Origin of the sequence: Chryseobacterium sp. AG844 (assembly GCF_003182335.1) — a bacterium.
Taxonomy (GTDB): Bacteria; Bacteroidota; Bacteroidia; order Flavobacteriales; family Weeksellaceae; genus Chryseobacterium; species Chryseobacterium cupriresistens.
On sequence record NZ_QGTV01000014.1, the window covers coordinates 109,554 to 134,983 of the forward strand.

Sequence of the window (25,430 nt, forward strand, 5' to 3'; positions counted from 1 at the left end):
TCGGTCTTGTGACCAAGACGAGCGTATCTTCAAACACTTTTATCGATGATTTGGTTCGATTAAGCAAAATTAAAAATGAATTATGTCTCCCCAATTTATCATACAAATTCTATTAGACTTTTGTTTAATGCAATTAAGTTTTCAACACTTGTAGAAATTACTGTTGGAATAATAACTGTCTATTTGGCTGTTCGTTCTTGTACCCATAAACGAAGAGATCTCGAAACATTTGGTGGGAAATTTAAAAAGGATCTATAGAAATCCTTATCGTTTAATAAGTCTTCTTTGTCTATCATAACTATGTAATGGTTAAAAAATAATAAAAAGTTATTTCCGTAAAATTTTTTGAGCTCTAAGGGACTCAAAATTTTCCAGAATAACTTTTTAACTTACACAGTTAATGAGACACTACCAAAAAAATAATAGTAATGATAGTATATTGGATTAATTCCATTTATTTCCTTATCTGAATAGGGTCTGATTAGTAATTGTCAAATAACATCATAATCATTCACTCCCAAAACAAAGTAATGTTCAATTATTTTTTGAGCTTTCTTGCACATCGATAAAAGATCATTTACTGATGTGTTGTCGAAACTAAAGTCATCATGCGTTTTCACAATATATTCAGTTACTATTTCAATATTCATTAAATCAATTTCTGTTACATCGGTTTTCAGCCTATTTTCTTCTTTGAAGAAAGGAATTTTACGGAAAATAGAATCGTTAAACCGAAAGAGATGTATTGTTTTCATTATAAACTATTTAATAGGATGGAAAATTTAGGTTGATGCTTTGTCAAGAAAGTTTATCTTTTATTTTTCTGTAGATCCTTTTTTTAGTTAAAGTACGTTCTGATGGTAATGGGTACAAGCCGCCTGAAAGGATATACAATAGGCTGCCCCAAAAATTATTTTTCCTACATAATTCATGACTGTAGTTAGTTAATATTTTTATGTATTCATGTTCATATTCCTTTGCTTCCTGTAATGTGTAATTTTCTGGAATATCTTTAATAATATCCATAACATTTTGGTTAAAGGTTTTAGGTGAATATTTTTCTATAAAGTCTAATTCAAGCCTGCACATCCCGATAAGTGGAGTAAGTAAAGAAAAAATTTCATTATAAAAATTATAAATATTTACCTTCCAAGATAATCTTTCTTCTTCCGGTAAAATCTGAATAGTCAACAGAATAAGTTTTTTATGGATTACTTCCATTTCATCTGTGTAGAATTTGTTTTGCTGCCAGAATATGAGTGAATTGATTTTATTTTTTTTAATAATATTTCCCAGTATATATTCAAACTGGATTCTAATATTCTTTATGTTCTCACTCAGGTCTTCTAAAACAGACTGCCACAGGTTATGCTGGCTTAAGCTGCAATATGTGCTAAATATCAATCTTGATTTGTTAATAAGCTGCTGTAATTCTTTTAACATTCTAAGAATTTCTTTAGCGTCTCTTTCTAAGGTGATGTTGGTATTTCGCAGATAGAACAGAGAGGTAAACTGGGAATAATAGGCTCTTCTTGAAATATTTTTTTTATTTCTGAGACCCGATTTGCTCTTTGGATGCTTGATTAACTTTTTCATTAGAATTTTATTGTAGATCATTTTTCTTCATAGTTCCTTTTTCAAAGGATTTTTGTTGTATGATAAGGGAAACAAGATATTGTCTTAAATCTTTTATCGTAATATTTTTTTCTTTCTCAGAAAAAAATAATGGAGTTTCATCTAGAAGTTCATACAGTTCAGGAAATTCTTTTTGGATTTCAACTGTTTTTTTAAATATCTTTTTCGTTAAAATAGATATAGTGTTTAGATTATTCATAGCCGCTTTTTATTATTGTTACTATCATCTTAAAGCGTTTATTTCCTTTTATTGAATGACGTTTATGGGCAGGAATGATAATGCATTCACCTTCTTCCATAAAGTAAGAAGCTCCGTCTATAATGATTTCAGCTTTACCTTCAATGATCTGTGCAACAGTATCGAAAGGAGATATCTTTTCAGATAACCCTTCTTTGTCATCAAAAGATAAAACACTGATATTACCGGTCAGTTTTTCAAGTATATTTTTACTGACTACAGAATTTGGAATGTAATCTACAATCTGGCTTGTAATATATACTTTCGATTTTTCAAGTTCTCTATGATTCATCACTGTGGGTTTAAACATAAAAAGAGCAGATGGTATTGTAAATAAAAGGGACAGAACTGTCTAATATTCCATCCCTTTTTCCAGTGAAAGCGTTTGATAAATATATCTTTTCATTGGCTTTAACTGTCCTTGAAAACAATTTATGAAAGATTGATTTCTTTGATAATATTGAGAACTTCTTCACGGTTTTTTCTTAATCTGTTTCCGATTCTTTCCAGCATTTCCTTTTCTTTACCTTCTTCAAGCTTCAGGTCGTGGTCCGTTAATGTTGAAAATTTTTCTTTCAATTGTTTTGATTGCACATCCCAGTCTCCTGGAATTTTGAAAGATTGGTTGCCTTTGTTGTGGTTTGTGTCCATAAGGTAGGTTTTAGTGTAACTTCATTGCTACAATACAAAGTTGGGTATTTATTAATCTATTGTATTACAGATTGTTTCTTTTATGTTGCACATATCACACTTTTACAAAATTCCAGCTTATTTTGAACATCTGAAATGTGGTTGATCATAAAAGCAGTGTTTGATGACTCCTTATAAAGTAATGGAGGTGGTTAAGTCTAAGAAATGATTACAAACTTAAAATACTGCTCAATAATTCCAAATAAGTGATTGATTATTTGTATCTTGCTGAATAATTGCATTGAGCTGACAATCTGGACTCTAAGAACCAGTGTATTCACTTCTTTTCCTTTCATTATTTAATACTTCCGGCATACCTCTCTGTTCCACTTCAAATCATTTATAAAACTGTTTTTGAAAAGGAGAATATAAATCTGCTGATTCTCTCCAAAAGAGAATTCAATGGTAAAAAAATTATTAATGTTTTTATGTATATAAAAAAATATTTAAGGATGTGGACATTTTTGATTCCTATCCTGGCATGGTTCTCTTATGTTGGAAATTCTGTTTTTTCTTCAGGGTATTACTCTGTGATTCTTACTTTATTTTTAATAGGAAGTGTTTTAGCTGCGGTGTACCATTCCGAAGTTATTGCGCATCGTTTGGGGGAACCATTTGGAACTTTGCTTTTGGCATTTGCCATTACGGTCATAGAAGTAGGGCTTATTATTTCCATTATGATGGGCGCAAAAGGTTTAGAAACCATTACTCTTGCCAGAGATACGGTTTTTGCTGCAGTGATGATAATCCTTACGGGAATCATTGGAAGCTGTATTGTGATAGGATCCTTGCGATATAGAGAACAGAGCTTTACCTTACAGGGGGTAAGTACGGCACTGATTACACTGACCTCTGTTATTATTTTTGTGCTTATTCTGCCCAATTATACGGTAAGTCACCTCGGAGGCGAATACACGTCCCTCCAACTGCTTTTTATCGCCTTGATTTCTTTAGGGCTTTATCTTGGATTTACCATGATCCAAACTTTTAGACATCGAAGCTTTTTCATTTCTCCACAAAACAAATTATCCGAGAATCTGCCTGTAGAAAGCAATAATAAAATAATTTCCACAAAACAATTGTATATCAATTGTATATTGTTAATTTTATCCCTGGGAATAGTCGTTTTGCTGGCAAAACTTCTTTCAAAGGATGTTGAACATATAGTTGTTTCTGTGGGTGCCCCCAAATCTCTTGTAGGTATCATTATTGCTGGTATTGTTCTGCTTCCGGAAGGTCTGGCTGCATTCAGAGCTGCAAAAAGTGATCAGATTCAAACTTCATTAAATCTGGCTTTTGGTTCAGCTTTAGCGAGTATCGGACTAAGTATTCCTGCGATTGCCATTATATCTGTAATAACCGGTATAAGAATGACATTGGGGATAGATATCAAATCAACAATACTTTTAGGGCTATCTCTTTTTATTATTACTGTTTCACTGGCAACAGGCAGAACTAATATCATGCAGGGAATTGTATTGATCGCTATTTTTTTAATTTATCTTTTTATTACAATTGTACCATAAACCTATTTAAGTTATGCATTATATAGCTTGATATATAGTGAAACGGCCATCTTTAGTTTATATGATATGATGGTTGATATAGAATATATTTCATCATGAATCCAAAAAAACGTTTGAAGGCTCATGAAAAGAACTTTTTTCCTTACCAAACCGACCTTTCTTATAATTTCTCACTATCGGAAATCATTAAAACGGAGAGAAAGCTAAAATTTCGATTATAACAGAATAAATGGAAAATATAAATCAAAGATGAGATACTTATACCTATAAAATCATGGAAATCCATAAACATGATCTTGGAAATTAAAAGTTATTACTTATTAGGAATTATTGCAGTAAACCATATTTTGTTTTATGACTATGCAACAAGTAATGAGTACAAATCATATGATTATAAAGATGTTGCCCAAATATTGAAATTTCAAATAAAAACTAATGAGATAACACAGAAATTGGTTCACAACTTGGGTTAAGTCAATACTTTAAAAGTTTGAAAAGTACTCTGAACAGAAAAAAGATTTTACAAATAAAAATTATTTATCGATATGACTAGTAAAAAATATTACTTCCACGATAAAAGTCAGAATATTATATCAGAAGATCAATTAATTGGAGAAAATATAGATGCTATAGAATGTTTTCTAACTGATTATCAGCTAGAAAAGCTACATACAATAGAACGTGTTTATATTTTGAAAAAAACATTTTTAGGAATTTTTAAGACAAGATTGTATTTATATCTTAGTGAAGATACAATATATAATTACGCTATTCAGAAAACATAACATTACTATACTTTATTATTCCTCCGATCATAGCTTAATGTTAGAATTCAAATTTGTTTGGAATATTGATGCTTTGTCTTATTTCGTTTTGATGGTTTCTGAAAGCTATATAGTATTTGTTACTCTTACTAAAACGATAACATCTTTAAAGGAGTGGTCAACGGCACTATGATGATGAAAATTAGAATTTTCACTTTCGGCTTCGCATAGCAATTACAATTTCCCATACAAAAGTCATTACATTTTGCAAAATCGAAAACTGTGTAAATAAAAAATCCCTGCTATTATGAGTAGATTTCTGTAGAGGTATAATTACACTCATATCCTGGAAACACTATATAGTAAATTTTACAGTCCGATTTAATATCCTACAGATATTAACCTTTCTAATGCTTAGGAGGAGAGTATATAACAAAACCCTCCTTTTTAGGGGAGAGTCAATTGTACTAATGAGAATGTACAACTATTATGAGCAGTAAATGTATATCTAAATAAATTACATTAATATGCTGCAAGTCATGTGATTCTATTTATTATTGTCGTATATGGAGTAGAAATAATACATTTATTTTTAACGCTTTTAGGGTATTTTTTAAGCATAACTTTTTAATGCGTCAATTCTGTGATAATATTTAATTTTCTTTGCAAGAAAGTTATAAATTTATTTTGACTGTAAATTCCAGTTTTCAGGAATTTGAAAGGTTTGTCACCTTTATGATGATTTGTGTTCATGACGTGGAATTTAATATAACTTAATTGCTGCAGTACAAGGTGGTGTTTTTATAACCTATGTATTACAGCTTGTTTTTTATATTGCAGTTATCACACATTGTTAGTATCCGGAGTCTTTTTCTTACTGAGAGAGTGATGTTTTATAAAAGGGAAAAAATCTGTGATTATGCCCATAATTGTATAAATTTGGAGCTGGAAAAAGAAGAAATCTTAAAGATCATAAACCTAAGGTCTTATTACAGAGTTGCAGATAAATGACTGATATCAGCGTTTTGATCATAGGGTTGGCTGCTGGTTGAAAACCAAGTAAACTAATTATTTAGTAAAACAGAGCCTTGCCATGAGAAAGCTGACTGTTGATTCCGCTCCCTGATTGAGATTGACATTTTTCTCTTCAAGCCCATCATAACATCCACCTGTTGCAGGGTTATAAATAATCTGATGTAAATAATTTTTTCCTAAAAACCAACTAAAAGCACTCCTCATCATCTGCAAATATTTTTCATCCTTAAAAACCTTGTAGAATGTAGATAATGCAAGTATGGTGTAAGCAACATCTATGGGCTGTTCCCCGCCAATTGATTCAGGACTTTTAACCGTTTCTTTCTGTAGCCATCCTTTATTGGAGATTACTTTGATGCCGCCCTTACTAAATATTTTAGAAAGCAAAAACTTGAATGATTCATCGGCAACCTGTTTATACAGTTCATCCTTGGTGGTAATCCACGCACACAATAAAGCTTCAGGGAGTACACCGTTTCCGTAAGTGAGATAGTTTTCAAACCAATGCCAGTCTTTATGTTTTTCATGCTGATACATTTTCACCAGACGATTGGCGAGTTTTTTCAATAATGGAATATTGTTTTCAGAGTTTTGATAATGCAATCCCTTGATGATAAAAGCCATTGCCCGGGTAGAATGGATATTCTCAATAGATGAAATACTTTTTTCAATGATTGATTCTGTTTCATCAGAAAACTGCTGCGGTAAAATAGCTTTTATAGATAGAAGATTGCCCAGTGCCCAGATAGCCCTTCCATTGGAATCTTCAAGATTGGTTTCATAATTCTGCTGAGCAAATTCCTTGTTTTGATTCACATAGTTAAGAAAACTACCATCCGGTTGTTGACAAAACTTAATAAATTTTAGATAAGTGGAGATTAAGTCTAGGTCAGATTCATCTCTGCTCAGCTCATAATGTCTGCAGGCTACAATCATAGCCCGGGCATTATCGTCCAAAGTATACCCGGAATTGATATCAGGTTTGTTGATTTTAGAAAACTGGATCATCCCAAAATCCGTTGTCATATTTTTGACATGGCTTAGATTAATGTTGGGGAATGTATAATGTAATGTCATTTTATCTTTGCTGTATTGTTGAAATAATAGAGCGTGCGAAATAGAAGAATTTTCCCAGGCTGTGGGAGCCATTTTTTCCAGACTATTTGATCGTAATTTTTCCTGTACAGTTTCATTTTTTAGTAATGTATTTACGGCAACAGAAAGCTGCTTCGGAGCTTCAAAATCAATAATGATTCCAAGGTCTTCATTCAGTACTTCCAAAGCATGGGGAATAGGCGTGGAAATAATGGGACATCCGCAGCTGATGGCATACGAAAAAGTACCGCTTACTGCCTGATTTCTGTCTTTTGAAGTGAAAAGATAGATATTGGTAAGCTGAAGATAGTCCAACAACTTATCTAGAGGCAGGTACTGATTGATAAAATAAGTATGATTTTCCAGATGGAGCCTCTTAACAGTATCCTTCAAAAAATCACGATATTTCTCACCTTCATACTTAATGATGCCGGGGTGCGTTTTTCCAATAATCAGAAACATTACATCGGGGTTTTTTGTAATAATTTCAGGCAAAGCTTCTAAAGTGGTTTCAATATTTTTCCCAGAACCCAATAAACCAAATGTTGAAAGAATTTTTTTATCATTAAATCCGTATTTCGCTTTCAGTGAAATTTTATCGATAAATGGCAGTAAATGGGTGCCGTGGGGTATCACTTTAATTTTATCAGGTGGTATATCATAATCATTGTTCAGTATATCCGCAGAAATACTGGTCATTACAATAATAGATTTTACAAAACTGCTGATTTCTTTTACCTTTTCTTTTAATTCCCGATCCGGTTTTGGTAGAACGGTGTGAAAAGTAATGATGATATCTTTTTCTGTATTTTGAAGAAAAAGCAGTAATCCGTTGGGGGTTTCGTTGAAAAATCCAAATTCATGCTGAAGCATAACCAGTTGAATATTGTTATTCTTATTGATTTTATCAGCCAGCTCCAGATAAGATACGGCATCGGATGTATTTAAGCGATATTCTGGATCATCTTCATATTGATAATGCTCATCCTCAGTTTCCATTGGGCAGATGCTGATGCTAAATGATTCTCTGAATTTTAATTTAAGGGATTGTACCAAGTCCTGACAGTATGTTGCAATACCGCATACCTTGGGAGGAAAAGTGCTTATAAAGATAATTTCAGGTATATGATAAATTGTGTTTTTATTACTTTGTAAAGGTTGTCTTTTTGTCTTTTCCTCCACTTCTGATTTTATATTTTTATTCATATTGATATTTATTTTAAATCTGACATTCTGTATAGAATAGTCAATTATGATGTGTACTGTAGTAATTCCTTCAGTAATTCAGGGATGCTTAAAGAAGCAATAGCTATTCTTTTGTCTGCAGCGCCATAGTAAATACGGAGTGTATGTCCTTCTACGATGGCTCCGGTAGGGAAGCAGACATTGTTCACTTCTCCCTTCTGTTCCCATTCTTCATCGGGCTTGAAAAGAGGATAGGGAAGTCTTGAAATTTCTTTTTCAGGAGTATCAAGGTCTAGTAAAGCAGCACATGCGCTGTAAACATATCCTTCAATGGTATCATGTACACCATGGTAGATTAAAAGCCATCCATGCTCAGTTTCTATAGGGGGGCATCCACCGCCAATATAGCTTACTTCATGCTCATATTTGGGAGATAATACAATATGTTCTTTAAAATGAAGGAAGTAGTCTTTCCAGAAATCAGGATTCAGATCTTCAATCTTTTCTATCCTTACAATTTGGATATCAGGCCTTATGCGATGTAGAAAATAAAGCTTACCATTAATTCTTCTTGGAAAAAATATCACATTTTTATCCCAAAGGAAGACCTCTTTATCCTTTATATGAGTATGCGGGAGTTTGTTGAAACGTCTGTACTTTTCTCCTATTTCACCTTGAGATTCTGCTAAAAGCTTAAACTTTTTGTATGGAATTTTTGGCACAATGATTCCTAGCTTTTGCCATGATATTAGATCCTTAGATACGGCAAGTGCACCCAATGCATTAACCCCGTCATAACTGGTATAAGTAAGGTAAAATAAGTGATCGATTTTGACAATTCTTGGATCTTCAACACCATGTTTTTCGTATTCAAATTCAGGGATAATAACCGGATTGCTGAGCCGTATTTCAGGAGTCTTATAATCCGATAATATACAGTATCCGATACTCGAGAAGTTATTCCTGGCAAGAGCCCTGTATAATAAATGTATTTTTCCGTTATCCTGAATGACTGCAGGATTTAGAACTCCTTCACTCTCAAAGTCTAATGTTGTTTTTCTGAGTATAATTCCATCTTTTTTCAAGGATACCATTTAGTTGCCGGTATTTCGGGCTTCTTGTTCCCTTTCTCTTCGTTTACTCATTTTATCCTCCCGTTTCTCTTTTGCAGATTTTGCGGGTGGAGTTTTATCTGATTTCTTTTTTCCGTCTTTTTCTTTTGACATTGTGAAATATTTTTTTTGTTACCTGTAAATTTCAATCATTAAAAAAGGAAAGCTTTGCAATTGTCTTTTAATTTGTTGTATAAATCATAGATATTTCCGATTTAATAGACTAACTTTGGATAAATGACTGTTAATGAAATAATTGACGGATGTAAACAGTAAGGGAGATGAAGTTGTATGTAAAATATATGGTAAGTTTGCGCTGCAAAATGGTTGTCCATCAGGAACTGGAAAGATTGGGCATTAAAAATGCTGTCGTTGATTTAGGGACAGTAGAATTATTGGATGATATTAGCTCAGAACAAAGACAGATACTTAAAGAAAATTTGCTTAAAACAGGACTTGAAGTATTAGATGATAAAAAAAGTATCCTGATAGAGAAAATAAAGAATGTAGTGATAGAAATGATTCATTATTCAGATGAATTCCCAAAAGAAAATTTCTCAGACTATGTAAGTGAAAAATTAGGATATGATTATACTTATCTTGCCAATACCTTTTCTGAGGTAAAAGGAATGACACTTCAACATTTTATCATTATTAATAAAGTAGAAAAGGTAAAAGAACTACTGTTATATGATGAACTTAATCTTACAGAAATCTCTTATAAACTCAATTACAGCAGCGTGGCCCACCTCTCCAATCAGTTTAAAAAAATTACAGGACTTTCCCCTTCATTTTATAAACAGCTGAAACAAAGACGTCTTGGAAATCTGGAAGACTTATAATGTGTGATATATGTAAAATTATACCGGATATATATAGCTTGGTATAACACTTAAACGGCCATCTTTGTAGTATAATAATCAGGAATTCACAAAATCCATAAAGCTTATATCACTATAAATAGTGCAATTTTAGATAGGAAATAGAGTGAACAGTTGAAAATATTTATCAAACAACAGGCTGTTCTCCCGTATTTGAAACCATTGTAGTAGTCAAGAAAGATGTGAAAAAGCGAATATACGACATATAAAATTAGTAGGCTTAAGGATTCTCAATTTTGATAATGAGCATATTAAATCCCGATAAAATAGTAGATATGTTTTCGAAAGGGTTTAATTAATCAAGGACGGAGACCCATGGTTTCTGTCGTTTTCGTCCATATTATAGGAATTGATAGATATATAAAAATTTTCATCAACTGAGTCCATAAAACTGTTTGAACATTTATGAGTAAACAACATGTTTAAATACAAAACAGACTTTCTTATTATCACTTTAACATCAGAAGTCATGAAAACAATACACCTTTTTCAGTTTAAGAATTCCATTACCCGGAAACTTCCTTTTTTTAAGGAAGAATGTAGATTAGATAATTTAAATGATTTAATGGCCTATGATCTGATGAACACCGAAAAAGTGACTGAGTTCATTATTGAAGTTCATGATGATTTTATTTTTGAAGATATGACCAGAGAAGATCTTTTGTCAATGTGTAGAAATGCCAGAGAAATGATTGAGCATTATTTTGTTACAACCATGAATGATTATGACGTTATCTGAATATCGATTTCAGCAGCATACAAGTTTTTTTGATCAACATAAATAATAGCCCATGAAATTTCAGCAAAGTTTACTTGATTATATCAGTACTTCACTCATTACAATGAATGAAACGGTTTCTATAGCAGAAAGCGTAACCTCGGGATTAATACAGCTGGCTTTTTCCCAAATGGCTAATGCAAAACTGTTTTACAAAGGAGGAATAACGACTTTTACATTACCTGAAAAAGTTCAATTTTTAGATATAAATCAAATCGAAGTTAAGGAAAATGGTTTTGAAACCCAAAAAATGGCTGATACAATGGCTGTAAAGGTCGCTGAATCATTTGGAACAGATTGGGGAATTGCTTCTACTGGATATGCTGCATCTGTAAGAAATTCGGGATTTAAAGTGTATTCATTCTGTTCATTCAGTTACAAAGGAGAGATTGTACTTTCAAAACGCATAGAGCTTCATGATAAGACCCAGGCACTGGATGCACAGTTGTATTATACCGAATTTATTTTAGGGTGTTATAAAAGTGCATTGAATCAAATATTAATTTAACTTACCATTTACCATCAGTTTAAAAGTATAGATTTTTAATTTTTCGCTTTTATTTATGTAAATCTCTACGAGTTTCCAACTCTGTAAAATTCTTTGTCAACCCTTTATTTGATTTTATGCTTAAAAATTATTAGATTCTAAATTTTTTGAATAATTTATATCCAACATTTACAAATTTATTCATTCTTATGCAAAATAAAAATGGCGCCAACTGTCTTTAGTTGGCGCCATTTAGCTGTTTGTGACCTCGACAGGATTCAAACCTGTAACCTTCTGAGCCGTAATCAGATGCGCTATTCAGTTGCGCCACGAGGCCTTTTGTTATCTTGTTGTTTAACGGTTGCAAATATACCACTTTTTTCCGTTCTTTGAAACATGAAACAGAAAATTTTACTTTTATTTACGGTCTTCTCGCTAATTGCCTGTAAAAGAGAATCAAAAATTTCGTCCTCAGATTGGACAAATATCTCAAACCGCACCCAATTTAAGGAACATAATGGTATCCTTGAACTAAAATCGGGAAATTTCACTTATAATTTTAAGCAAAATCAAACTCCATTCAAAAAAATAATCCTGCTGAATGCAAGTATGGCCGGATATATTTCGGAGCTTGGAGCGGAAAATTTAATCATAGGAGTTTCCAGTCCGGAGTATATTTATTCAGAAAAAATTCAGAATCTGATTAAAGAAGGAAAAATTCAGAATGTAGGAAGCGAACAAAAGTATGATGTGGAAAAGATCATCTCTATGAAACCGGATGCTATTTTTACCAATCATATTGCAAGTTTTGATAATACCTATGAACTTTTAAAGAATAACGGTATCCAGGTCATATTTCTGGATGAATACATGGAACAAAAACCTTTGGAAAAAACAGCCTATATTAAACTTTTCGGAGAATTTTTAGGAAAAGAGAAAGAGGCTGAAACTAAATATCAGGAAGTAGAGAAAAACTATAACGATCTGAAGCAGCTTGCATCAAAAGCAAAAGAAAAACCTGTTGTACTTGCCAATGAGATGTATGGAGACGTTTGGTATCTTCCGGGAGGAAATACTTCCGTGGCTCATTATATTTCAGATGCCCATGCGAATTATATCATGAAGGATAATAAAGACGAAAAAGCATTGACAATGAGCTTTGAGGAAGTATATGCCAAAGCTGGTGGTGTTCAGTACTGGGTAAATGCAGGAAGCCATGCTTCGAAAAAAGAAATGCTGGGCATGAATCCTTTCTATGGGAAACTGGATGTATTCAATAAAGGGAAAATATATACCATTGCCGGAAAAGAAAAACTGAAAGCCAATGATTTTTTTGAAAGCGGTGTGATAAGGGCAGATCTGATCCTTAAAGATTATATTAAGATCTTCCATCCGGAACTTTTACCGGATTATCAGCTTACTTATATGAAAGAATTGCAGTAACTCGTACTATTTGCTTATTTTTGCCTTTCCTTTTTATCAAGTTATGTGGAAAAAAATTAAACAGCTTATCTTCATCATTCTTGTTCTGAATGTAGTTTTTATCATCTGGGGTAGATTTTTTAATCCTCCCATCACTCTTACCCAGATTGGAGGACTTTTTGAATACGGAAAACTGCACAGGGATTACATTTCCTATGACGAAATGGGAAACAATGTGAAAAAAGCCGTAATTGCCTCAGAAGATCAGAAATTTTTTGTTCATGACGGTTTCGATTATACAGCCATTGAAAAGGCGATGAAATATAATGAGAAAGGCAAAAAAATAAGAGGTGGAAGCACCATTTCCCAGCAGACGGCAAAGAATGTATTTCTCTGGCAGGGCAGAAGCTGGGTTAGAAAAGGGCTGGAAGCAGTTTATACTTTCATTATCGAAAAAGTATGGACTAAAGATATTATCCTTGAAAGATACCTGAATTCCATAGAAATGGGGCAGGGAGTATTTGGAGTGGAAGCTGCGGCACAATACTATTTTGGCAAATCATCCAAAGATTTAAGTGTCTCAGATGCAGCGTGGATTGCTGCTGTATTGCCTAATCCAAAGAAGTATGATCCTAAAAATCCATCCCCGTATCTGAGAAAGAAACATAATTGGATTATGAGACAGATGAGGAATGTGAGTTTGAAATAGTATCTTTGTACTAATGAAATTCTTTAATTCCAGCACAAATTTTGAGGCCGTTCTTAAAAAATATTTTTCTTTTAAGAACGAAACCCTTTCTTTAGAACCTTTTGCGGAGTTTCTGGAGACCATAAAAGAGGCGGACTTCACAGATGTGCTTAATTTCTTCAGAAGCAATCCTGATTTTGCTCAGAACTTTAAATATTACATTCATAATATTTTTAGAGGAAGACCTTTCAACCTTTCCCTTACAGAAGCGAATATTCTTTCAGAAAATGCCTTTTTACCTGAGCTTAAAAAAAGAATACTGAACAAGGTTCTGCCACCCGTTGAAAACGAAAACACGGTTTGGTACATGATCGATAATGTCAGTATGTGGCCGAAAAAGGATTTGAAATATCTCCATAATCTTCCTGAAAACGAGATCAATGAATTTTTACATTTATTAGGAGCATCGGATTTTATTATCCGTCCTAATGTGAAAAAAGAACTTATATTCTCTATGAACATCCTTTCCTGGAGGGTAACCGGAATGGCGATGGAAGTGGAAGTAGTGAGAATGGCACCTCAATACAGAAATTTAGACAATCCCTTTCTGGCTCTACAGAATGAGCTGGAGACATTGGCAGATGATCTTGTAAAAGATCCGGAAGTACAGCTGCATTCAAAAGACAGCAGATATAAGCAGATAAAAATCTACGCAGAACAATGCAAGGAGTTTGTGAATATTGCTTTTAAAAATTCCGCTAAATATGGTATTTCAGGAAAGATTAATCAATCCCTGTTAAAAATCCGTCAGCAGACAGAAAGAATTTATGAGATCGTACAATTACTGGTAATTGATTCCGAAGAAGATGTTCAGATCAAATCAAAACAGCTGATCTTTAATATCCTGAGCTATAAATCCCATAAAAATAACATTTCAGATCTTATCAACGACAGTACAAGGCTGATTTCCCATCTTATTACCAACCATACTGCAGAAGCTGGAACTCACTATATAACTTCTAACCGGAAAGAGTATATGACCATGTTCTACAAGGCCAGCGGCGGTGGAATAATTGTAGGAGCGCTCTGTGTTCTGAAAATGCTGTATGGATATATTCCCGGAAGTGATTTTTCACACGCTTTCCTATACTCCATGAACTATGCAATGGGATTCGTGATGATCTATCTGATGGGTTTTACCCTTGCTACAAAACAGCCGGCCATGACTGCCGCTACGATGACAAAAGTATTATCCGAAGAGGGGAATGCCCAAAGAAATAATACAGAGTTTGCCCATTTGGTATCTAAATTATTCAGAAGTCAGTTCATTGCCTTTGTAGGGAATGTGTTGCTTGCTTTTCCGGTAGCGCTTGCCATTATTTATGGGCTGGATGTTTTTTTCTCCCAAAATCTTGCCGTTGAACGTTCTGATAAATTGTTAAAAGACCTCGACCCTTTTAAATCAAAAGCCATCCTGCACGCAAGTATTGCCGGATTCTATCTCTTTATTTCCGGAATTATTTCGGGAAATATCGGGAACAACTCGGTATTTTATCAGATCCCGGAAAGAATTGCCAAAAACCTTTCAGTCAGAAGCTTTTTCGGAAAGAAATTCGCAAAAGGACTTTCAAAATATTATGCTAAAAACTGGCCGGGAATTATTTCCAATTTCTGGTTTGGAGTTTTCCTTGGAGCGACTGCACCTGTCGGAATGTTTTTCGGGCTGGATCTGGATATCAGACACATTACCTTTGCCGCCGGAAATTTCGCATTAGGACTGTACGGAAAAGATTTTTCAGTAGATTCCTATACATTCTGGATATCCTTTTTTACCGTCTTTTTAATCGGATTCTTCAACTTCCTGGTAAGTTTTAGTTTATCCATGTTTTTGGCCTTCAGGTCAAGAAAAATGAACTTTGGGCAGGTAAGTGAAATCTATAAAGAGATTTTCAGATATTTTACAAAACATCCGCTGAAATTCTTCCTGCCATTACGATCCGGATTGGATAAAAAGGCAGATGATCTGATGAGCAGTACTATTTCTAATAAATCAGAAGAACATTAATACAAACAAAAAATGCTACCCGAGGGTAGCATTTTTCTATTGTTATAGCTATTAAAGACAAATAGGAAGTAATGGGCATTTTGTAGGCAAGGTTGTCCAATAAACACATTCGTTTTCATTGGCACAGCTTACGGCACAGCAGATCTCACCGACACCACCTCCTTGTATTGTTCTTAAAGTTTTTCGTGTTAGTTTTTTTGATGCAATTGATTTTTTCATGAGATTAATTTTTTTGTATGATAAATATATCAATAATATTGAATGATATTGTAAAACGATATCAAAAAAAACTATAAAATCTGTAAATCTTTAAATTTATCTGCCCCAAATTTGTCCTGGAACTTTTTAAGATAAAAGCTTTTACGCATTGTAAAGTCATGTTTCAGTAAGGGAGAATCAATTTTAATAATAATACATTCATTTTCAATATTCACACTTCTGATTTCATTGAAAAGACTTTCATCAAGATACTCTTCAAGGAAATCTTTGATGTCAAAAGCAACAAGTTTATGTTCAAAACCATAAATCCTGGCAAAAGATTTTACCAGTTCGGAGGATTGATATTCACGTTTTTTCTTCTTCATAGTTGGGTTTCGGGTTTCGGGATGGGTGATTCGGGGTTTTGGGTTGCGTGGTTTTGGCTTGGGGATTTATTTTTTACTGTAGATTATTTTTATTCCAATTTTCTATGACCCATTTTTTATAAATGTTGATTTTTCCGCCTAATGTGGTTAATTGTTTCATCATTACTCGCATGGCTATAAATCAGGAAGCGAATGTAGTCATTCCTATAAGTTGATCTACCATAACCTCCAACAATATTTGTAATGACTGAATCTGAAGATCTTCTTAATTGGCTGCCTAATTCAAACAGTTCATATTTAGGCAGAAGCAGGGAGGCTTTATGGGTTTTTAAAAATAAGTCGAAAGCTATTTTATAAATATCCAGATTTCTATAACTCATATCATTTGTGTTTTAGGATCTTAAGTTAAGACAAAAAACGGTTCGATGATAAAGAATACTAGTCTTTTACTTCATATCTACGTCCACACATATTTACCTGCATTTAATACCTGGTAACTCGCATCCCGAACCTCTTACTAAACTTCAAAAATGATACTTTCTTCATTTATTTTCTTTACCACACTTTCCGTACGCTCTCTGTGAGTATCTGTAATGAAAATCTGTCCGAAACTTTCCTTGTTGACAAGTTCAATCAATTGCGAAACTCTGGTATCATCAAGCTTATCGAAAATATCATCAAGCAACAGGATAGGAGTCTTTTTGGTGAGCTCCTTTACAAGACTCATCTGGGCCAGCTTTAAAGAGATCAGGAACGATTTCTGCTGTCCCTGAGATCCGATTTTTTTGATTAACACATCATCCATTTCAAAAAGAAGATCATCCTTATGGATTCCTTTCGAAGTATATGTGAGCATACGGTCTCTCTCAAGGCTTTCCCTTAAAAGATTGTCAAAAGAATCCTCCAACAGGTGAGATTCGTAAATAACAGATACCGTTTCTTTGCCACCGGAAATAATACGATAGAAATTCTGAACAATTGGATTGAGCTGTTCTACAAATTCTTTTCTTTTCTTAAATATTTTTGTTCCGGATCTGGTGATCGGATCATCATAGATTTCCAGAGAATCTTTGTCCCAGGTTCTGTTTTTTGCAAAATATTTCAGTAACGCATTTCGCTGCTGAATGGTCTTCTGATACTGAATAAGATCAAAAAGATATTCAGAATCCGTCTGAGAGATCATTGCATCCAGAAACTTTCGTCTGCTTTCCCCGGAATCCGAAATAAGATTAGAATCATAAGGCGAGATCATAACACTCGGAAGATAACCGATATGATCAGCAAGCCTGTCGTAGTTTTTATCATTTTTTTTGATGACCTTTTTAGCTTCCTTAGGCTGGGTAATTCTGATAATATCTTCGCTGTCGTCATTCTGAATTTCCGCATCAATGGTAAAAAAGTCTTCCTCTTGCTTAATATTGTTAAGGTCCGTATTTCCTAAAAAGCTTTTTCCTACGGATAAATAATGCAATGCATCCAGAATATTAGTCTTTCCCACACCATTATTGCCCACAAAACAGTTGATTTGCGGGGAGAATTCAAATTTTTTCTCAGAGTGGTTTTTGAAATTGTAGAGGGAAAGCTTTTTGATAATCATTCGTCAAAAATACTTCATTATTAGTAAAAATAAAAAGGGAAGTGCCGAACAAGTTTCCACCCCGAACGAATAGTAAGCGTCATCTCTTTTATTTTCAGAGAAATAGATAAGAATATAAGTTATGATACTGGCCATAAAAAAAGCAAGCGCATATTCCAAATCAAGATAAAAAACAGAAATGATACTGCTGATGAAAACAAGTCCATAAGCAATGTACTTGGTATTTTGTACCCCAATCAGCATAGGAAATGTTTTTACGGTATCGCTGTTCATATCGCGGATATCAAAAGGAAGAACAAGTGCGGTGATAAAGAAAAAGCTGATCAGAAAAATAGGAATACTAAATTCAGGAAGGGTAAGCCAGCAATTAACCAATGCCCATACTAATCCTACGTAAAAAACTTTCAGTAAAGGGATTTTCCGGATATAAACATCAAGAAAAAAACTATTGTAAAGCAATCCCAATATGACAATGATAAACCATTTCAGCAGTCTTATTTCATTGTGATTATGAATGATTAAAAAAGCACAGACAATTCCTGCTGATGCATTGAGAACAAGTATTTTTAAAAAGTGCCTGGTATATTGGTATTTAGTATACAGATAACCACTGAAATAAGTGATGAAAATAAGTGCAAAGGTAGGGAAACGGAATGTGTTTTGCTCTTTCATGAAAAATACTGCAAAAAGAGTTCCCATAAGAGAGACATAAAGCTGGCTGTCTATAACGGTTTTTTTCAGTATTTTTAAGATGTTCATTTATCAAAATTAATATATATGAAAAGATTTTCCAAGATTTTTCTGCTTTTGCTTGTAATGCTGAGCTTTTCAACGGTATCCGCACAGAAATATTACGATACCCAATGGAAAAAAGTGGCTGAAAATAGTTCAAAAGGAGCTTATAAATCTAATCTTCCCATTATTTTAGACATACAAAAACAAGCCATGAAAGAAAATAATGCCTTCGAGCTGATCCGTTCTCTGAAAGCGGAATTCAGTATTGTAAACCAAACTGTTGACGATGACCAGAATGATGCTGCTTCTCAGTTTTTTAAAAAACTTAAAGAGGCAGAAGGAAAAATAAACGGAGAAGGTAAACTGGTGTACAAAGTTCTGCTGAATGGCTTTTTTATGGATTATTATCAACAGAATTCATGGAAAATAAACGGAAGAACCAACATCAACTCTCAGGATGTTTCGCAGATTGAAACCTGGAGTAAACTTGATTTTAAAAATTACCTGACTAAAAATTTTCAGGGGCTTGATCAGGAAAAACCTGAAATGAGAAAGATCTCGTTGGAAAAGTATAAGAATATCTTTTCAGAGACAGGAGACTTTGCCTATTTTCCGACATTGGCGGATTGGTATGCCGTTAAAAAAATAACGTTTCTATCTGAAAACAACATTTTTACCAAAAATGAGTTGACAGCCAACCGTACAGCAATCAATGCAATGTATGATGAACTGATTGAACAGAATACGGGAAATCCAAAGTTGTATTTCATGAAAGAAAAGATAACGGAAAACTGTAATTTCAATCATTGCAAGGATAAACTTCAGCAGCTTCAGAATCTTTTGAAATCCAATGTGGAGGGAGATTATAAAGTGGTTATCATGGGAGACATCATGGATGAGCTTGTGGGGAAGAAGCCTAAAGAAGCTCTTGCATTAGCTGCACAGGCTAAAAATGAATATCCGAAATCTGTTTTCCTGGAGAATATTAAAAGTAAAGAAGCCCAGATTGTCAATCCTTATCTGACTTTAAAATATGAATCCCAGACCCAGAATAATCTGCCGGTTCATTTTGTTGCGCAGTATAAGAATGTATCAGAATTTGCCCTGAATATTTATGAAGTAAAGGGTGATTTTACATCACTCCTTCAATACGTTCAGAATTCTTATTCCAATACTTTCGGAGATCTGAAAAAGAATCTGGTAAGAAAAGAAACATTCCAGCTTCCGGATCCTAAAGATTATCAGAATCATACCACTTCACTCGAAGTAAAACCTCTTCCATCAGGAATATATGTAGCAGAATTTACGGTGGCGGGAGCAGATATGAAAGATACAGATTCCAGACAAAATTTATATTTTCTGGTTTCCGGAAACAGAATTATTTATCAATCGAAAACAGACAGAAACCCTCTTTCGGATGAATTGAAACTGGTTAATAGTGAGAATGGTAAGCCTTTGGCTAATGAAGGTCTTCGGTTTTATGAATTTGTTTCCAACAAAACTTTAAATAAGATTGAAGGAACAACCAATGCCAACGGAGTATTTAAGTTTCCTTCCACAGACAGTAAAGAATATTACAGAACTTTCCTGATTCAGCAGCCTAAAACCAATGATTTTCAGATCATGCAGGTGTATGGAAACAGAGGATCTGTTGAAGATTACAATCCTAACAAACAAACCCGTTCAACTGCCCAGATCTTTATTGACAGAGGAATCTACCGTCCCGGACAGACTGTTTATTTCAAGGTGGTGAATACCAGAATGAATAAGGAAGTTGAAGCTGTTCTTTCAGGATTGAAACAAAAAATAACGTTATTGAACACCAATAGTGAAGAGGTTTCTTCCCAGGAATTTACCACCAATGAATTTGGTTCTTATCACGGAAGTTTCATCCTTCCAAAAGGAAAACTGAACGGTAATTTTTACCTGAGAATAGAAGGGGAAAGTGCTGGATATAAAAATTTCAGGGTAGAAGAGTATAAAAGACCAAAATTTGAAGTCACCTTTGATCCTGTAAAAGAAGAGTATAAGTATGGCCAGACGATAGAACTGAAAGGAAAAGCTGTTATGTTTTCCGGTGTTCCGCTGAGTAATACGGCCGTAAACTATGAAATCAAAAAACAGAATATCCGATGGAGATATTTCAGCTGGTATCCGCAGAATGATGATAATGAAAACTCGATTCTGGGCGAAGCAAAAACCAATGAAAAAGGAGAGTTTACGATTCGTTTGGAACTTAAAAAAGATGAAAAGCTGGAAGGAATACAGATTGATAACTATGCAGTGAATGCATCTGTTACAGATATCAATGGAGAAACACAGACGGCTGATACCCAATTGAAAGTGGCTTCGGTTTCTCATTACATTCAGACAGAAAATATCAGTAATACTTTTACAGACGAAAATGTAAAAGTAAAGGTGGAAACCAAAAATTATAACGATCAGAATCTAAAGAAACCTTATCAGGTTAAGTTATCGAAGCTGACTGCTCCGGACAGGATCTTCAGAGATAATTTCAAATCTGATGTTCAGAATCTTCCGAAATATTCAAAAGAAGAATTTATCAGCAAATTTCCACATGATCTTTTTGATAAAAACGATGAGATCAAAAACTGGAAAACCGAAAAAGTATTGATTGAAAGACAGCAGCAGCCATCCGCTGATAATTCTCAGGCAGCAGCCAGTCTTGATTTAGGAAAACTGGAAGCAGGGGATTATCAACTTGAACTTTTCAATATTGAAGGAAAAGATACGATCAAAACTTCACAGTATTTCAGTGTCTGGGATAAAACAGTTTTAAAACCCACTCAGAAAACATTCCTTACGGTTATCGCTCCGAAAGAAGAATTGCCAAGAGGTGAAAAAGCCAAAGTATATGTGTTCTCGGCAATTCCTGATGCACTGGTGAATGTTTTTGTGCAGGATGGATCCGGGAAAACGGTTTCAGAAGTTCATCAGTTTAAAAACGGAATATTAGAATATACCGCTGAAATTCCTAAAGATAAAAGTGTTTCGGATCTTAACCTTCAGTTTCAGCTGGTAGCATTTAATGATGTGAACACACAATCTGTTTCTTTAAAAACAAAAGACACAGAAAAACCTTTGAAAATAGAAACCATTACTTTCAGAGATAAGCTGGAACCTAACGTTAAAGAAAAATGGACGGTAAAAGTAACCGGAAATGACAAGGAAAAGATCAATGCTGAAGTATTGGCCAATATGTATGACATGTCTCTGGATCAGTTTGCAGCGAACAGTTACAGCTGGAGGAAATTGTATACACCATTTGTAATGGTAACTTCTTATGGAATAAGAAATTTTCTGGAACAGCAAAGCTATTATAAAAGATTAAGATATTTTGAAGACAGATATGTGCAGATGCCACAGTTTAATTGGTTTGATGGAAATTATTATTCAATTTCAAGAGAAACCATTGTAGGAGTTAGCAATCAGGAAGGAATTGCACTACCCCCATCACCAATTGCTGGTGCCAAATTTAAAACAGCAAGATCTGCCGTGGCAAAAGAAGCTGTGGTATTGAATGATAGTGCGATTGATCTCCTTGATTCAGGAAGACAATTGACGGAAGAGGAGAGAAAAAGATATACAGACGTTCCTGGCTCTGTTGATGTAGAGAAAGACTTGGATAAAGTAGCTGTCCGCCAGAATCTGAATGAAACTGCATTCTTCTATCCGGATTTGAAAACCGATTCAGAAGGAAATGTCAACTTCGTGTTCACCTCTCCGGAAGCATTGACCAAGTGGAAACTGATGTTCCTTGCCCACACCAAAGATGCAAGAGCAGCTACGTTGGAAAAAGAAGTGGTAACGCAGAAAGAATTCTCAGTAACGCCAAACTATCCTAGATTCCTGAGAGAAGGAGACGAGTTGAATCTACAGTCGAAGTTATCCAATCTTACCGATAAAAAATTGAATGGTTCTGCCGAATTACAGATTCTGGATGCCTTTACCAATGAAAATATTTCTTCGAAGTTTGGGGTCACTTCCGGAGTACAAAACTTCAATCTTAATGAAAACGGAAGCAGTGCGTTAACATGGAAATTAAAGGTTCCGGATGATGTTTCTTCTGTTATTTTCAAAGTGGTGGCCAAAGCGGGAGCTTATTCTGACGGAGAACAGCAAGCCATTGCTGTATTGCCTAACAGAATGCTTGTGACGGATGCTGTTCCGGTTTTTGTGAAAGAAGGCGAAACCAAAACATTTGTATTAGATAATCTTAAAAATAATACATCCACAACGGCTTCCAATGTTTCCAATACGTTGGAACTGACAACCAATCCGATCTGGGAGATCATGTTTGCCCTTCCAAGTCTGAAAAATGACCAGAATAACTCTGCAGACGTAATCTTTAACAAATGGTTTGCAGATGTTTTGGCTTCGGAAATTTTCAAAGCCAATCCGAAAATGAAAACAGTTTTTGAAGAATATCAGAATAAAGGGCTATTACAATCAAATCTGGAAAAAAATCAGGAGTTGAAACAGTTGCTGCTTGAAGAAACTCCGTGGGTGCTGGAAAGTAAAAATGAGGGTGAGCAGATGCAGAAATTAGCGTTGTTATTTGATGTCAATACGATGAAAAATTCTATCAATCAGGATTGGGATGATTTCAAAAAACTACAGAATCCTGATGGTGGCTTCTCATGGTATCCCGGCTATCCAAGTTCTTACGGAACGTCATTGTATATCCTTAAAAACTTAGGAAAAATTAATTCATGGTTAAAAGATAATGTGAAGGATTATCAAAATGTAGATCAAAAAGTACTTGTTGCTAAATTGATCCAGTATGTAGATAATGAGGTGAATAAATATTTTGATGCAAAAAAAGGAAATGTCTGGAACAACTGGACGATGGATTATCTTGATACCAGAAACTACTGGGAGCAGCAATATCCTTTAAAAGGAAAAGGAGCTACCCTGAAAACGCTGGTAAAGCAAAAAGCCAAGACAGCTAAGATCACAGATTTTACATTCTTCGGACTTCACCGTGCGGCATTATTGATGAACGATTATGGTCTGAAAGAGGTGTCAGATAAGTTAATGACTTACCTTAAAGAAACTTCCACAGATACCAAAACACAAGGAGTCTACTGGAAACAAAACCTGAATGATTGGGGATGGTTTGGTTCCAAAGTGGTCAACCATGCCGGAGCACTGGAAGCTTTCAACAAATTGAAAGCTAATGATCAATCTTTTATTGAAGATATGAAGATCTGGCTGGTAACCCAAAAAGAAGTCAACTCATGGGGAAGCTCAAGAGGAACTGCTGAGGTGATCTTTACCATTTTGAATTCAGGGAAATCATGGACTGGGGCTGAAAGTGATAAAGCAACGATTGTTTGGGGAGGAAAAGAACTGCTTCCTCAGACACAGGCAACTGGTTATGTAAAATCAACCGTGAAACCGGAAGCTATAGATAAAAATTTAGCCACCGTAACGGTTACAAAACCTGGTCCCGGAATTGTGCAGGGAGGATTGTTCTGGCAGTATTACGAAGATCTCGATAAAATTAAATCTTCTGAAAATTATATTTCTGTAACCAAAGAACTTTATAAAAAAGTGAAAACGGTAAACGGAGAAGAACTTCAGAAAATCTCAGTGGAAACCCCATTGAAAGTGGGAGATAAAGTAACCGTAAGAATGATTCTGAATACAGACAGAGCGATGGAGTTTATTCATATTAAAGATATGCGTGCAGCAGGATTTGAGCCTGTAGATGTATTATCCGGATATCAATGGAAAAATAATCTGGGCTACTATCAGTCGACCAAAGATGCTTCTACCAATTTCTATATTCAGTATATGCCGAAAGGAAAATATGTATTTGAATATGATGTAGTAGCCAATGCATCCGGAAAATTCTCCAATGGAATTACAACGATGCAGAATTATTACGCACCGCAGATGAATGCTCATACAAAAGGAACTGATGTGGCGATTTCAGAATAATTTATAAAAAACTGCAGTAACAATTACTGCAGTTTTTTTGTTTATAATTTCAACCAAAATAGAATAAAACCATTCCAAATCAAACAATTGTTTAATTTGGAATGGTTTTTGGAATTAGGGTAATATCAATTAAAAAAAATTATTAAAAGATGAAATTTTCTAAAACTTTAATTACAGGATTGGTATTGATGGCCGGAGTAAATGCTTTTGCACAAAAGAAAGCAGAAAAGTTTGAAAAACTACAGATTGAAATGTTCCCGAAAGCAAAAGAAGGTTATAAACAAGTATATATTCAGCTTCCTGTAGCAAAAAACGAAAACGATTTAAAAGTTGAACTTTTTGTAGGCGCTGAAAAAATGTTAGACTGTAACAATTATTTCTTAATGGGAGAAATGAAAACCCAGGATCTTCAGGGATGGGGATACAACTATTATGAAGTAGAATCCAAAGGAGAAACAGCAGGAACGTTGATGGCTTGTCTGGATAAAAAACTGACTAAAAAATTCGTGACACTAAAGCCTGAAATCGTAAGATACAACAGCAAACTTCCATTGGTATTCTATGTACCGAAAGACATTGAAGTCCGTTACAGAATTTTACGTCCTGATGCTGCCATGAAAAAAGCAGTTCAAAAATAAATCAGCTTATTATAATTATATAGAAAACTCCTCACAGCAATGTGGGGAGTTTTCGTTTGTAATTGAATATTTTTTTCTCGCAGATTTGCTGATTAAGCAGATATTCATTCCCCAAATCTATTCATCCAGTCTGTCATTCCGCAGGAATCCTGCCTCCAGATTGAGAATCTGATTAAAAAGACGATCATGATAGAAGATTCAGTTTTAAGTTTTGGCTCCTATGTTTGCAAAAGAATAAATTTACATACAAAGCAAAAGGGGTGAGAGAACAGTTTTGGCTAAATAACTCAGGAAGTATATTGTGCTTT

21 protein-coding genes and 1 tRNA gene are annotated in these 25,430 nt (G+C 34.3%); 9 read left to right on the plus strand and 13 right to left on the minus strand.

Annotation, left to right across the window (positions count from 1 at the left end):
- Positions 1-491: 491 nt before the first annotated feature.
- The 5 genes from DEU40_RS14640 to DEU40_RS14660 all read right to left on the minus strand — a co-directional run bounded on the left by DEU40_RS14640 (position 492) and on the right by DEU40_RS14660 (position 2,524).
- Positions 492-755, minus strand: a complete 264-nt coding sequence (locus DEU40_RS14640) for a heme oxygenase (protein WP_110010511.1) — start codon at positions 753-755, stop codon at positions 492-494.
- A 43-nt stretch (positions 756-798) separates the two neighbouring features.
- A complete protein-coding gene (locus DEU40_RS14645; RefSeq protein WP_181397975.1) occupies positions 799-1,596 on the minus strand; it encodes a hypothetical protein in 798 nt (265 codons plus the stop codon).
- A 7-nt stretch (positions 1,597-1,603) separates the two neighbouring features.
- Complete coding sequence (locus DEU40_RS14650) at positions 1,604-1,834, minus strand: hypothetical protein (RefSeq protein ID WP_076550606.1); 231 nt, start codon at positions 1,832-1,834, stop codon at positions 1,604-1,606.
- Positions 1,827-2,165, minus strand: a complete 339-nt coding sequence (locus DEU40_RS14655) for a cupin domain-containing protein (RefSeq protein ID WP_181397976.1) — start codon at positions 2,163-2,165, stop codon at positions 1,827-1,829. Before DEU40_RS14655 ends, DEU40_RS14650 begins: the two co-directional genes overlap by 8 nt.
- 140 nt (positions 2,166-2,305) lie before the next feature.
- Complete coding sequence (locus DEU40_RS14660) at positions 2,306-2,524, minus strand: hypothetical protein (RefSeq protein ID WP_047430084.1); 219 nt, start codon at positions 2,522-2,524, stop codon at positions 2,306-2,308.
- Between the two features lie 467 nt (positions 2,525-2,991).
- Between DEU40_RS14660 and DEU40_RS14665 the strand changes: the two genes are divergently transcribed.
- Positions 2,992-4,089, plus strand: coding sequence for a calcium:proton antiporter (locus DEU40_RS14665; RefSeq protein ID WP_047430088.1), 1,098 nt, complete (start codon positions 2,992-2,994; stop codon positions 4,087-4,089).
- A 1,832-nt stretch (positions 4,090-5,921) separates the two neighbouring features.
- Here DEU40_RS14665 and DEU40_RS14675 read toward each other — a convergent pair.
- The 3 genes from DEU40_RS14675 to DEU40_RS22765 are packed head-to-tail and all read right to left on the minus strand — an operon-like array spanning position 5,922 to position 9,394.
- Complete coding sequence (locus DEU40_RS14675) at positions 5,922-8,189, minus strand: glycosyltransferase (protein WP_110010514.1); 2,268 nt, start codon at positions 8,187-8,189, stop codon at positions 5,922-5,924.
- Between the two features lie 44 nt (positions 8,190-8,233).
- A complete protein-coding gene (locus DEU40_RS14680) occupies positions 8,234-9,262 on the minus strand; it encodes a pesticidal protein Cry7Aa (protein ID WP_110010515.1) in 1,029 nt (342 codons plus the stop codon).
- The gene (locus DEU40_RS22765; protein ID WP_262484585.1) at positions 9,263-9,394 is read right to left on the minus strand and encodes a hypothetical protein; all 132 of its coding nucleotides are present in this window, start codon (positions 9,392-9,394) and stop codon (positions 9,263-9,265) included.
- A 167-nt stretch (positions 9,395-9,561) separates the two neighbouring features.
- On the opposite strand from DEU40_RS22765, the gene DEU40_RS14685 reads away from it, so the two are divergent.
- The 3 genes from DEU40_RS14685 to DEU40_RS14695 all read left to right on the plus strand — a co-directional run bounded on the left by DEU40_RS14685 (position 9,562) and on the right by DEU40_RS14695 (position 11,447).
- Positions 9,562-10,122, plus strand: coding sequence for a helix-turn-helix domain-containing protein (locus DEU40_RS14685; protein ID WP_225718514.1), 561 nt, complete (start codon positions 9,562-9,564; stop codon positions 10,120-10,122).
- A gap of 508 nt (positions 10,123-10,630) precedes the next feature.
- Positions 10,631-10,900: a hypothetical protein gene (locus DEU40_RS14690; protein WP_052187039.1), complete on the plus strand. Its 270-nt coding sequence runs from the start codon at positions 10,631-10,633 to the stop codon at positions 10,898-10,900.
- Positions 10,901-10,952: 52 nt separating this feature from the next.
- Positions 10,953-11,447 (plus strand): CinA family protein, encoded by a 495-nt coding sequence (locus DEU40_RS14695; protein ID WP_047387970.1) that lies wholly within the window; start codon positions 10,953-10,955, stop codon positions 11,445-11,447.
- Positions 11,448-11,689: 242 nt separating this feature from the next.
- Here DEU40_RS14695 and DEU40_RS14700 read toward each other — a convergent pair.
- Positions 11,690-11,763: transfer RNA gene (locus tag DEU40_RS14700), tRNA-Arg, on the minus strand.
- A 59-nt stretch (positions 11,764-11,822) separates the two neighbouring features.
- Between DEU40_RS14700 and DEU40_RS14705 the strand changes: the two genes are divergently transcribed.
- The 3 genes from DEU40_RS14705 to DEU40_RS14715 are packed head-to-tail and all read left to right on the plus strand — an operon-like array spanning position 11,823 to position 15,601.
- Entirely contained in the window at positions 11,823-12,869 is a 1,047-nt protein-coding gene (locus DEU40_RS14705; protein ID WP_181397977.1) for an ABC transporter substrate-binding protein, read from the plus strand.
- Between the two features lie 43 nt (positions 12,870-12,912).
- The gene (gene mtgA, locus DEU40_RS14710) at positions 12,913-13,557 is read left to right on the plus strand and encodes a monofunctional biosynthetic peptidoglycan transglycosylase (RefSeq protein ID WP_110010517.1); all 645 of its coding nucleotides are present in this window, start codon (positions 12,913-12,915) and stop codon (positions 13,555-13,557) included.
- A gap of 13 nt (positions 13,558-13,570) precedes the next feature.
- Positions 13,571-15,601, plus strand: a complete 2,031-nt coding sequence (locus tag DEU40_RS14715) for a recombinase (RefSeq protein ID WP_110010518.1) — start codon at positions 13,571-13,573, stop codon at positions 15,599-15,601.
- A gap of 290 nt (positions 15,602-15,891) precedes the next feature.
- On the opposite strand, the gene DEU40_RS14720 is transcribed toward DEU40_RS14715, so the two are convergent.
- The 4 genes from DEU40_RS14720 to DEU40_RS14735 all read right to left on the minus strand — a co-directional run bounded on the left by DEU40_RS14720 (position 15,892) and on the right by DEU40_RS14735 (position 18,541).
- A complete protein-coding gene (locus DEU40_RS14720) occupies positions 15,892-16,185 on the minus strand; it encodes a hypothetical protein (RefSeq protein ID WP_110010519.1) in 294 nt (97 codons plus the stop codon).
- A 116-nt stretch (positions 16,186-16,301) separates the two neighbouring features.
- The gene (locus DEU40_RS14725) at positions 16,302-16,565 is read right to left on the minus strand and encodes a four helix bundle protein (RefSeq protein ID WP_228406527.1); all 264 of its coding nucleotides are present in this window, start codon (positions 16,563-16,565) and stop codon (positions 16,302-16,304) included.
- A 137-nt stretch (positions 16,566-16,702) separates the two neighbouring features.
- The gene (gene recF / locus DEU40_RS14730) at positions 16,703-17,782 is read right to left on the minus strand and encodes a DNA replication/repair protein RecF (protein WP_110010520.1); all 1,080 of its coding nucleotides are present in this window, start codon (positions 17,780-17,782) and stop codon (positions 16,703-16,705) included.
- Positions 17,783-17,785: 3 nt separating this feature from the next.
- Positions 17,786-18,541: a hypothetical protein gene (locus DEU40_RS14735; protein WP_110010521.1), complete on the minus strand. Its 756-nt coding sequence runs from the start codon at positions 18,539-18,541 to the stop codon at positions 17,786-17,788.
- A gap of 18 nt (positions 18,542-18,559) precedes the next feature.
- On the opposite strand from DEU40_RS14735, the gene DEU40_RS14740 reads away from it, so the two are divergent.
- Positions 18,560-24,484: an alpha-2-macroglobulin family protein gene (locus DEU40_RS14740; RefSeq protein ID WP_110010522.1), complete on the plus strand. Its 5,925-nt coding sequence runs from the start codon at positions 18,560-18,562 to the stop codon at positions 24,482-24,484.
- 149 nt (positions 24,485-24,633) lie between these two features.
- Complete coding sequence (gene eco, locus DEU40_RS14745; RefSeq protein ID WP_110010523.1) at positions 24,634-25,122, plus strand: serine protease inhibitor ecotin; 489 nt, start codon at positions 24,634-24,636, stop codon at positions 25,120-25,122.
- The last annotated feature ends 308 nt before the right edge of the window (positions 25,123-25,430 follow it).

What these genes read in the sequence shown, in the direction of transcription:
- DEU40_RS14640 (WP_110010511.1), bottom strand. Translation starts at nt 755, where the DNA reads ATGAAAACAATACATCTCTTTCGGTTTAACGATTCTATTTTCCGTAAA.
- DEU40_RS14645 (WP_181397975.1), bottom strand. Translation starts at nt 1,596, where the DNA reads ATGAAAAAGTTAATCAAGCATCCAAAGAGCAAATCGGGTCTCAGAAAT.
- DEU40_RS14650 (WP_076550606.1), bottom strand. Translation starts at nt 1,834, where the DNA reads ATGAATAATCTAAACACTATATCTATTTTAACGAAAAAGATATTTAAA.
- DEU40_RS14655 (WP_181397976.1), bottom strand. Translation starts at nt 2,165, where the DNA reads ATGAATCATAGAGAACTTGAAAAATCGAAAGTATATATTACAAGCCAG.
- DEU40_RS14660 (WP_047430084.1), bottom strand. Translation starts at nt 2,524, where the DNA reads ATGGACACAAACCACAACAAAGGCAACCAATCTTTCAAAATTCCAGGA.
- DEU40_RS14665 (WP_047430088.1), top strand. Translation starts at nt 2,992, where the DNA reads ATGTATATAAAAAAATATTTAAGGATGTGGACATTTTTGATTCCTATC.
- DEU40_RS14675 (WP_110010514.1), bottom strand. Translation starts at nt 8,189, where the DNA reads ATGAATAAAAATATAAAATCAGAAGTGGAGGAAAAGACAAAAAGACAA.
- DEU40_RS14680 (WP_110010515.1), bottom strand. Translation starts at nt 9,262, where the DNA reads ATGGTATCCTTGAAAAAAGATGGAATTATACTCAGAAAAACAACATTA.
- DEU40_RS22765 (WP_262484585.1), bottom strand. Translation starts at nt 9,394, where the DNA reads ATGTCAAAAGAAAAAGACGGAAAAAAGAAATCAGATAAAACTCCACCC.
- DEU40_RS14685 (WP_225718514.1), top strand. Translation starts at nt 9,562, where the DNA reads ATGAAGTTGTATGTAAAATATATGGTAAGTTTGCGCTGCAAAATGGTT.
- DEU40_RS14690 (WP_052187039.1), top strand. Translation starts at nt 10,631, where the DNA reads ATGAAAACAATACACCTTTTTCAGTTTAAGAATTCCATTACCCGGAAA.
- DEU40_RS14695 (WP_047387970.1), top strand. Translation starts at nt 10,953, where the DNA reads ATGAAATTTCAGCAAAGTTTACTTGATTATATCAGTACTTCACTCATT.
- DEU40_RS14705 (WP_181397977.1), top strand. Translation starts at nt 11,823, where the DNA reads ATGAAACAGAAAATTTTACTTTTATTTACGGTCTTCTCGCTAATTGCC.
- mtgA (WP_110010517.1), top strand. Translation starts at nt 12,913, where the DNA reads ATGTGGAAAAAAATTAAACAGCTTATCTTCATCATTCTTGTTCTGAAT.
- DEU40_RS14715 (WP_110010518.1), top strand. Translation starts at nt 13,571, where the DNA reads ATGAAATTCTTTAATTCCAGCACAAATTTTGAGGCCGTTCTTAAAAAA.
- DEU40_RS14720 (WP_110010519.1), bottom strand. Translation starts at nt 16,185, where the DNA reads ATGAAGAAGAAAAAACGTGAATATCAATCCTCCGAACTGGTAAAATCT.
- DEU40_RS14725 (WP_228406527.1), bottom strand. Translation starts at nt 16,565, where the DNA reads ATGAGTTATAGAAATCTGGATATTTATAAAATAGCTTTCGACTTATTT.
- recF (WP_110010520.1), bottom strand. Translation starts at nt 17,782, where the DNA reads ATGATTATCAAAAAGCTTTCCCTCTACAATTTCAAAAACCACTCTGAG.
- DEU40_RS14735 (WP_110010521.1), bottom strand. Translation starts at nt 18,541, where the DNA reads ATGAACATCTTAAAAATACTGAAAAAAACCGTTATAGACAGCCAGCTT.
- DEU40_RS14740 (WP_110010522.1), top strand. Translation starts at nt 18,560, where the DNA reads ATGAAAAGATTTTCCAAGATTTTTCTGCTTTTGCTTGTAATGCTGAGC.
- eco (WP_110010523.1), top strand. Translation starts at nt 24,634, where the DNA reads ATGAAATTTTCTAAAACTTTAATTACAGGATTGGTATTGATGGCCGGA.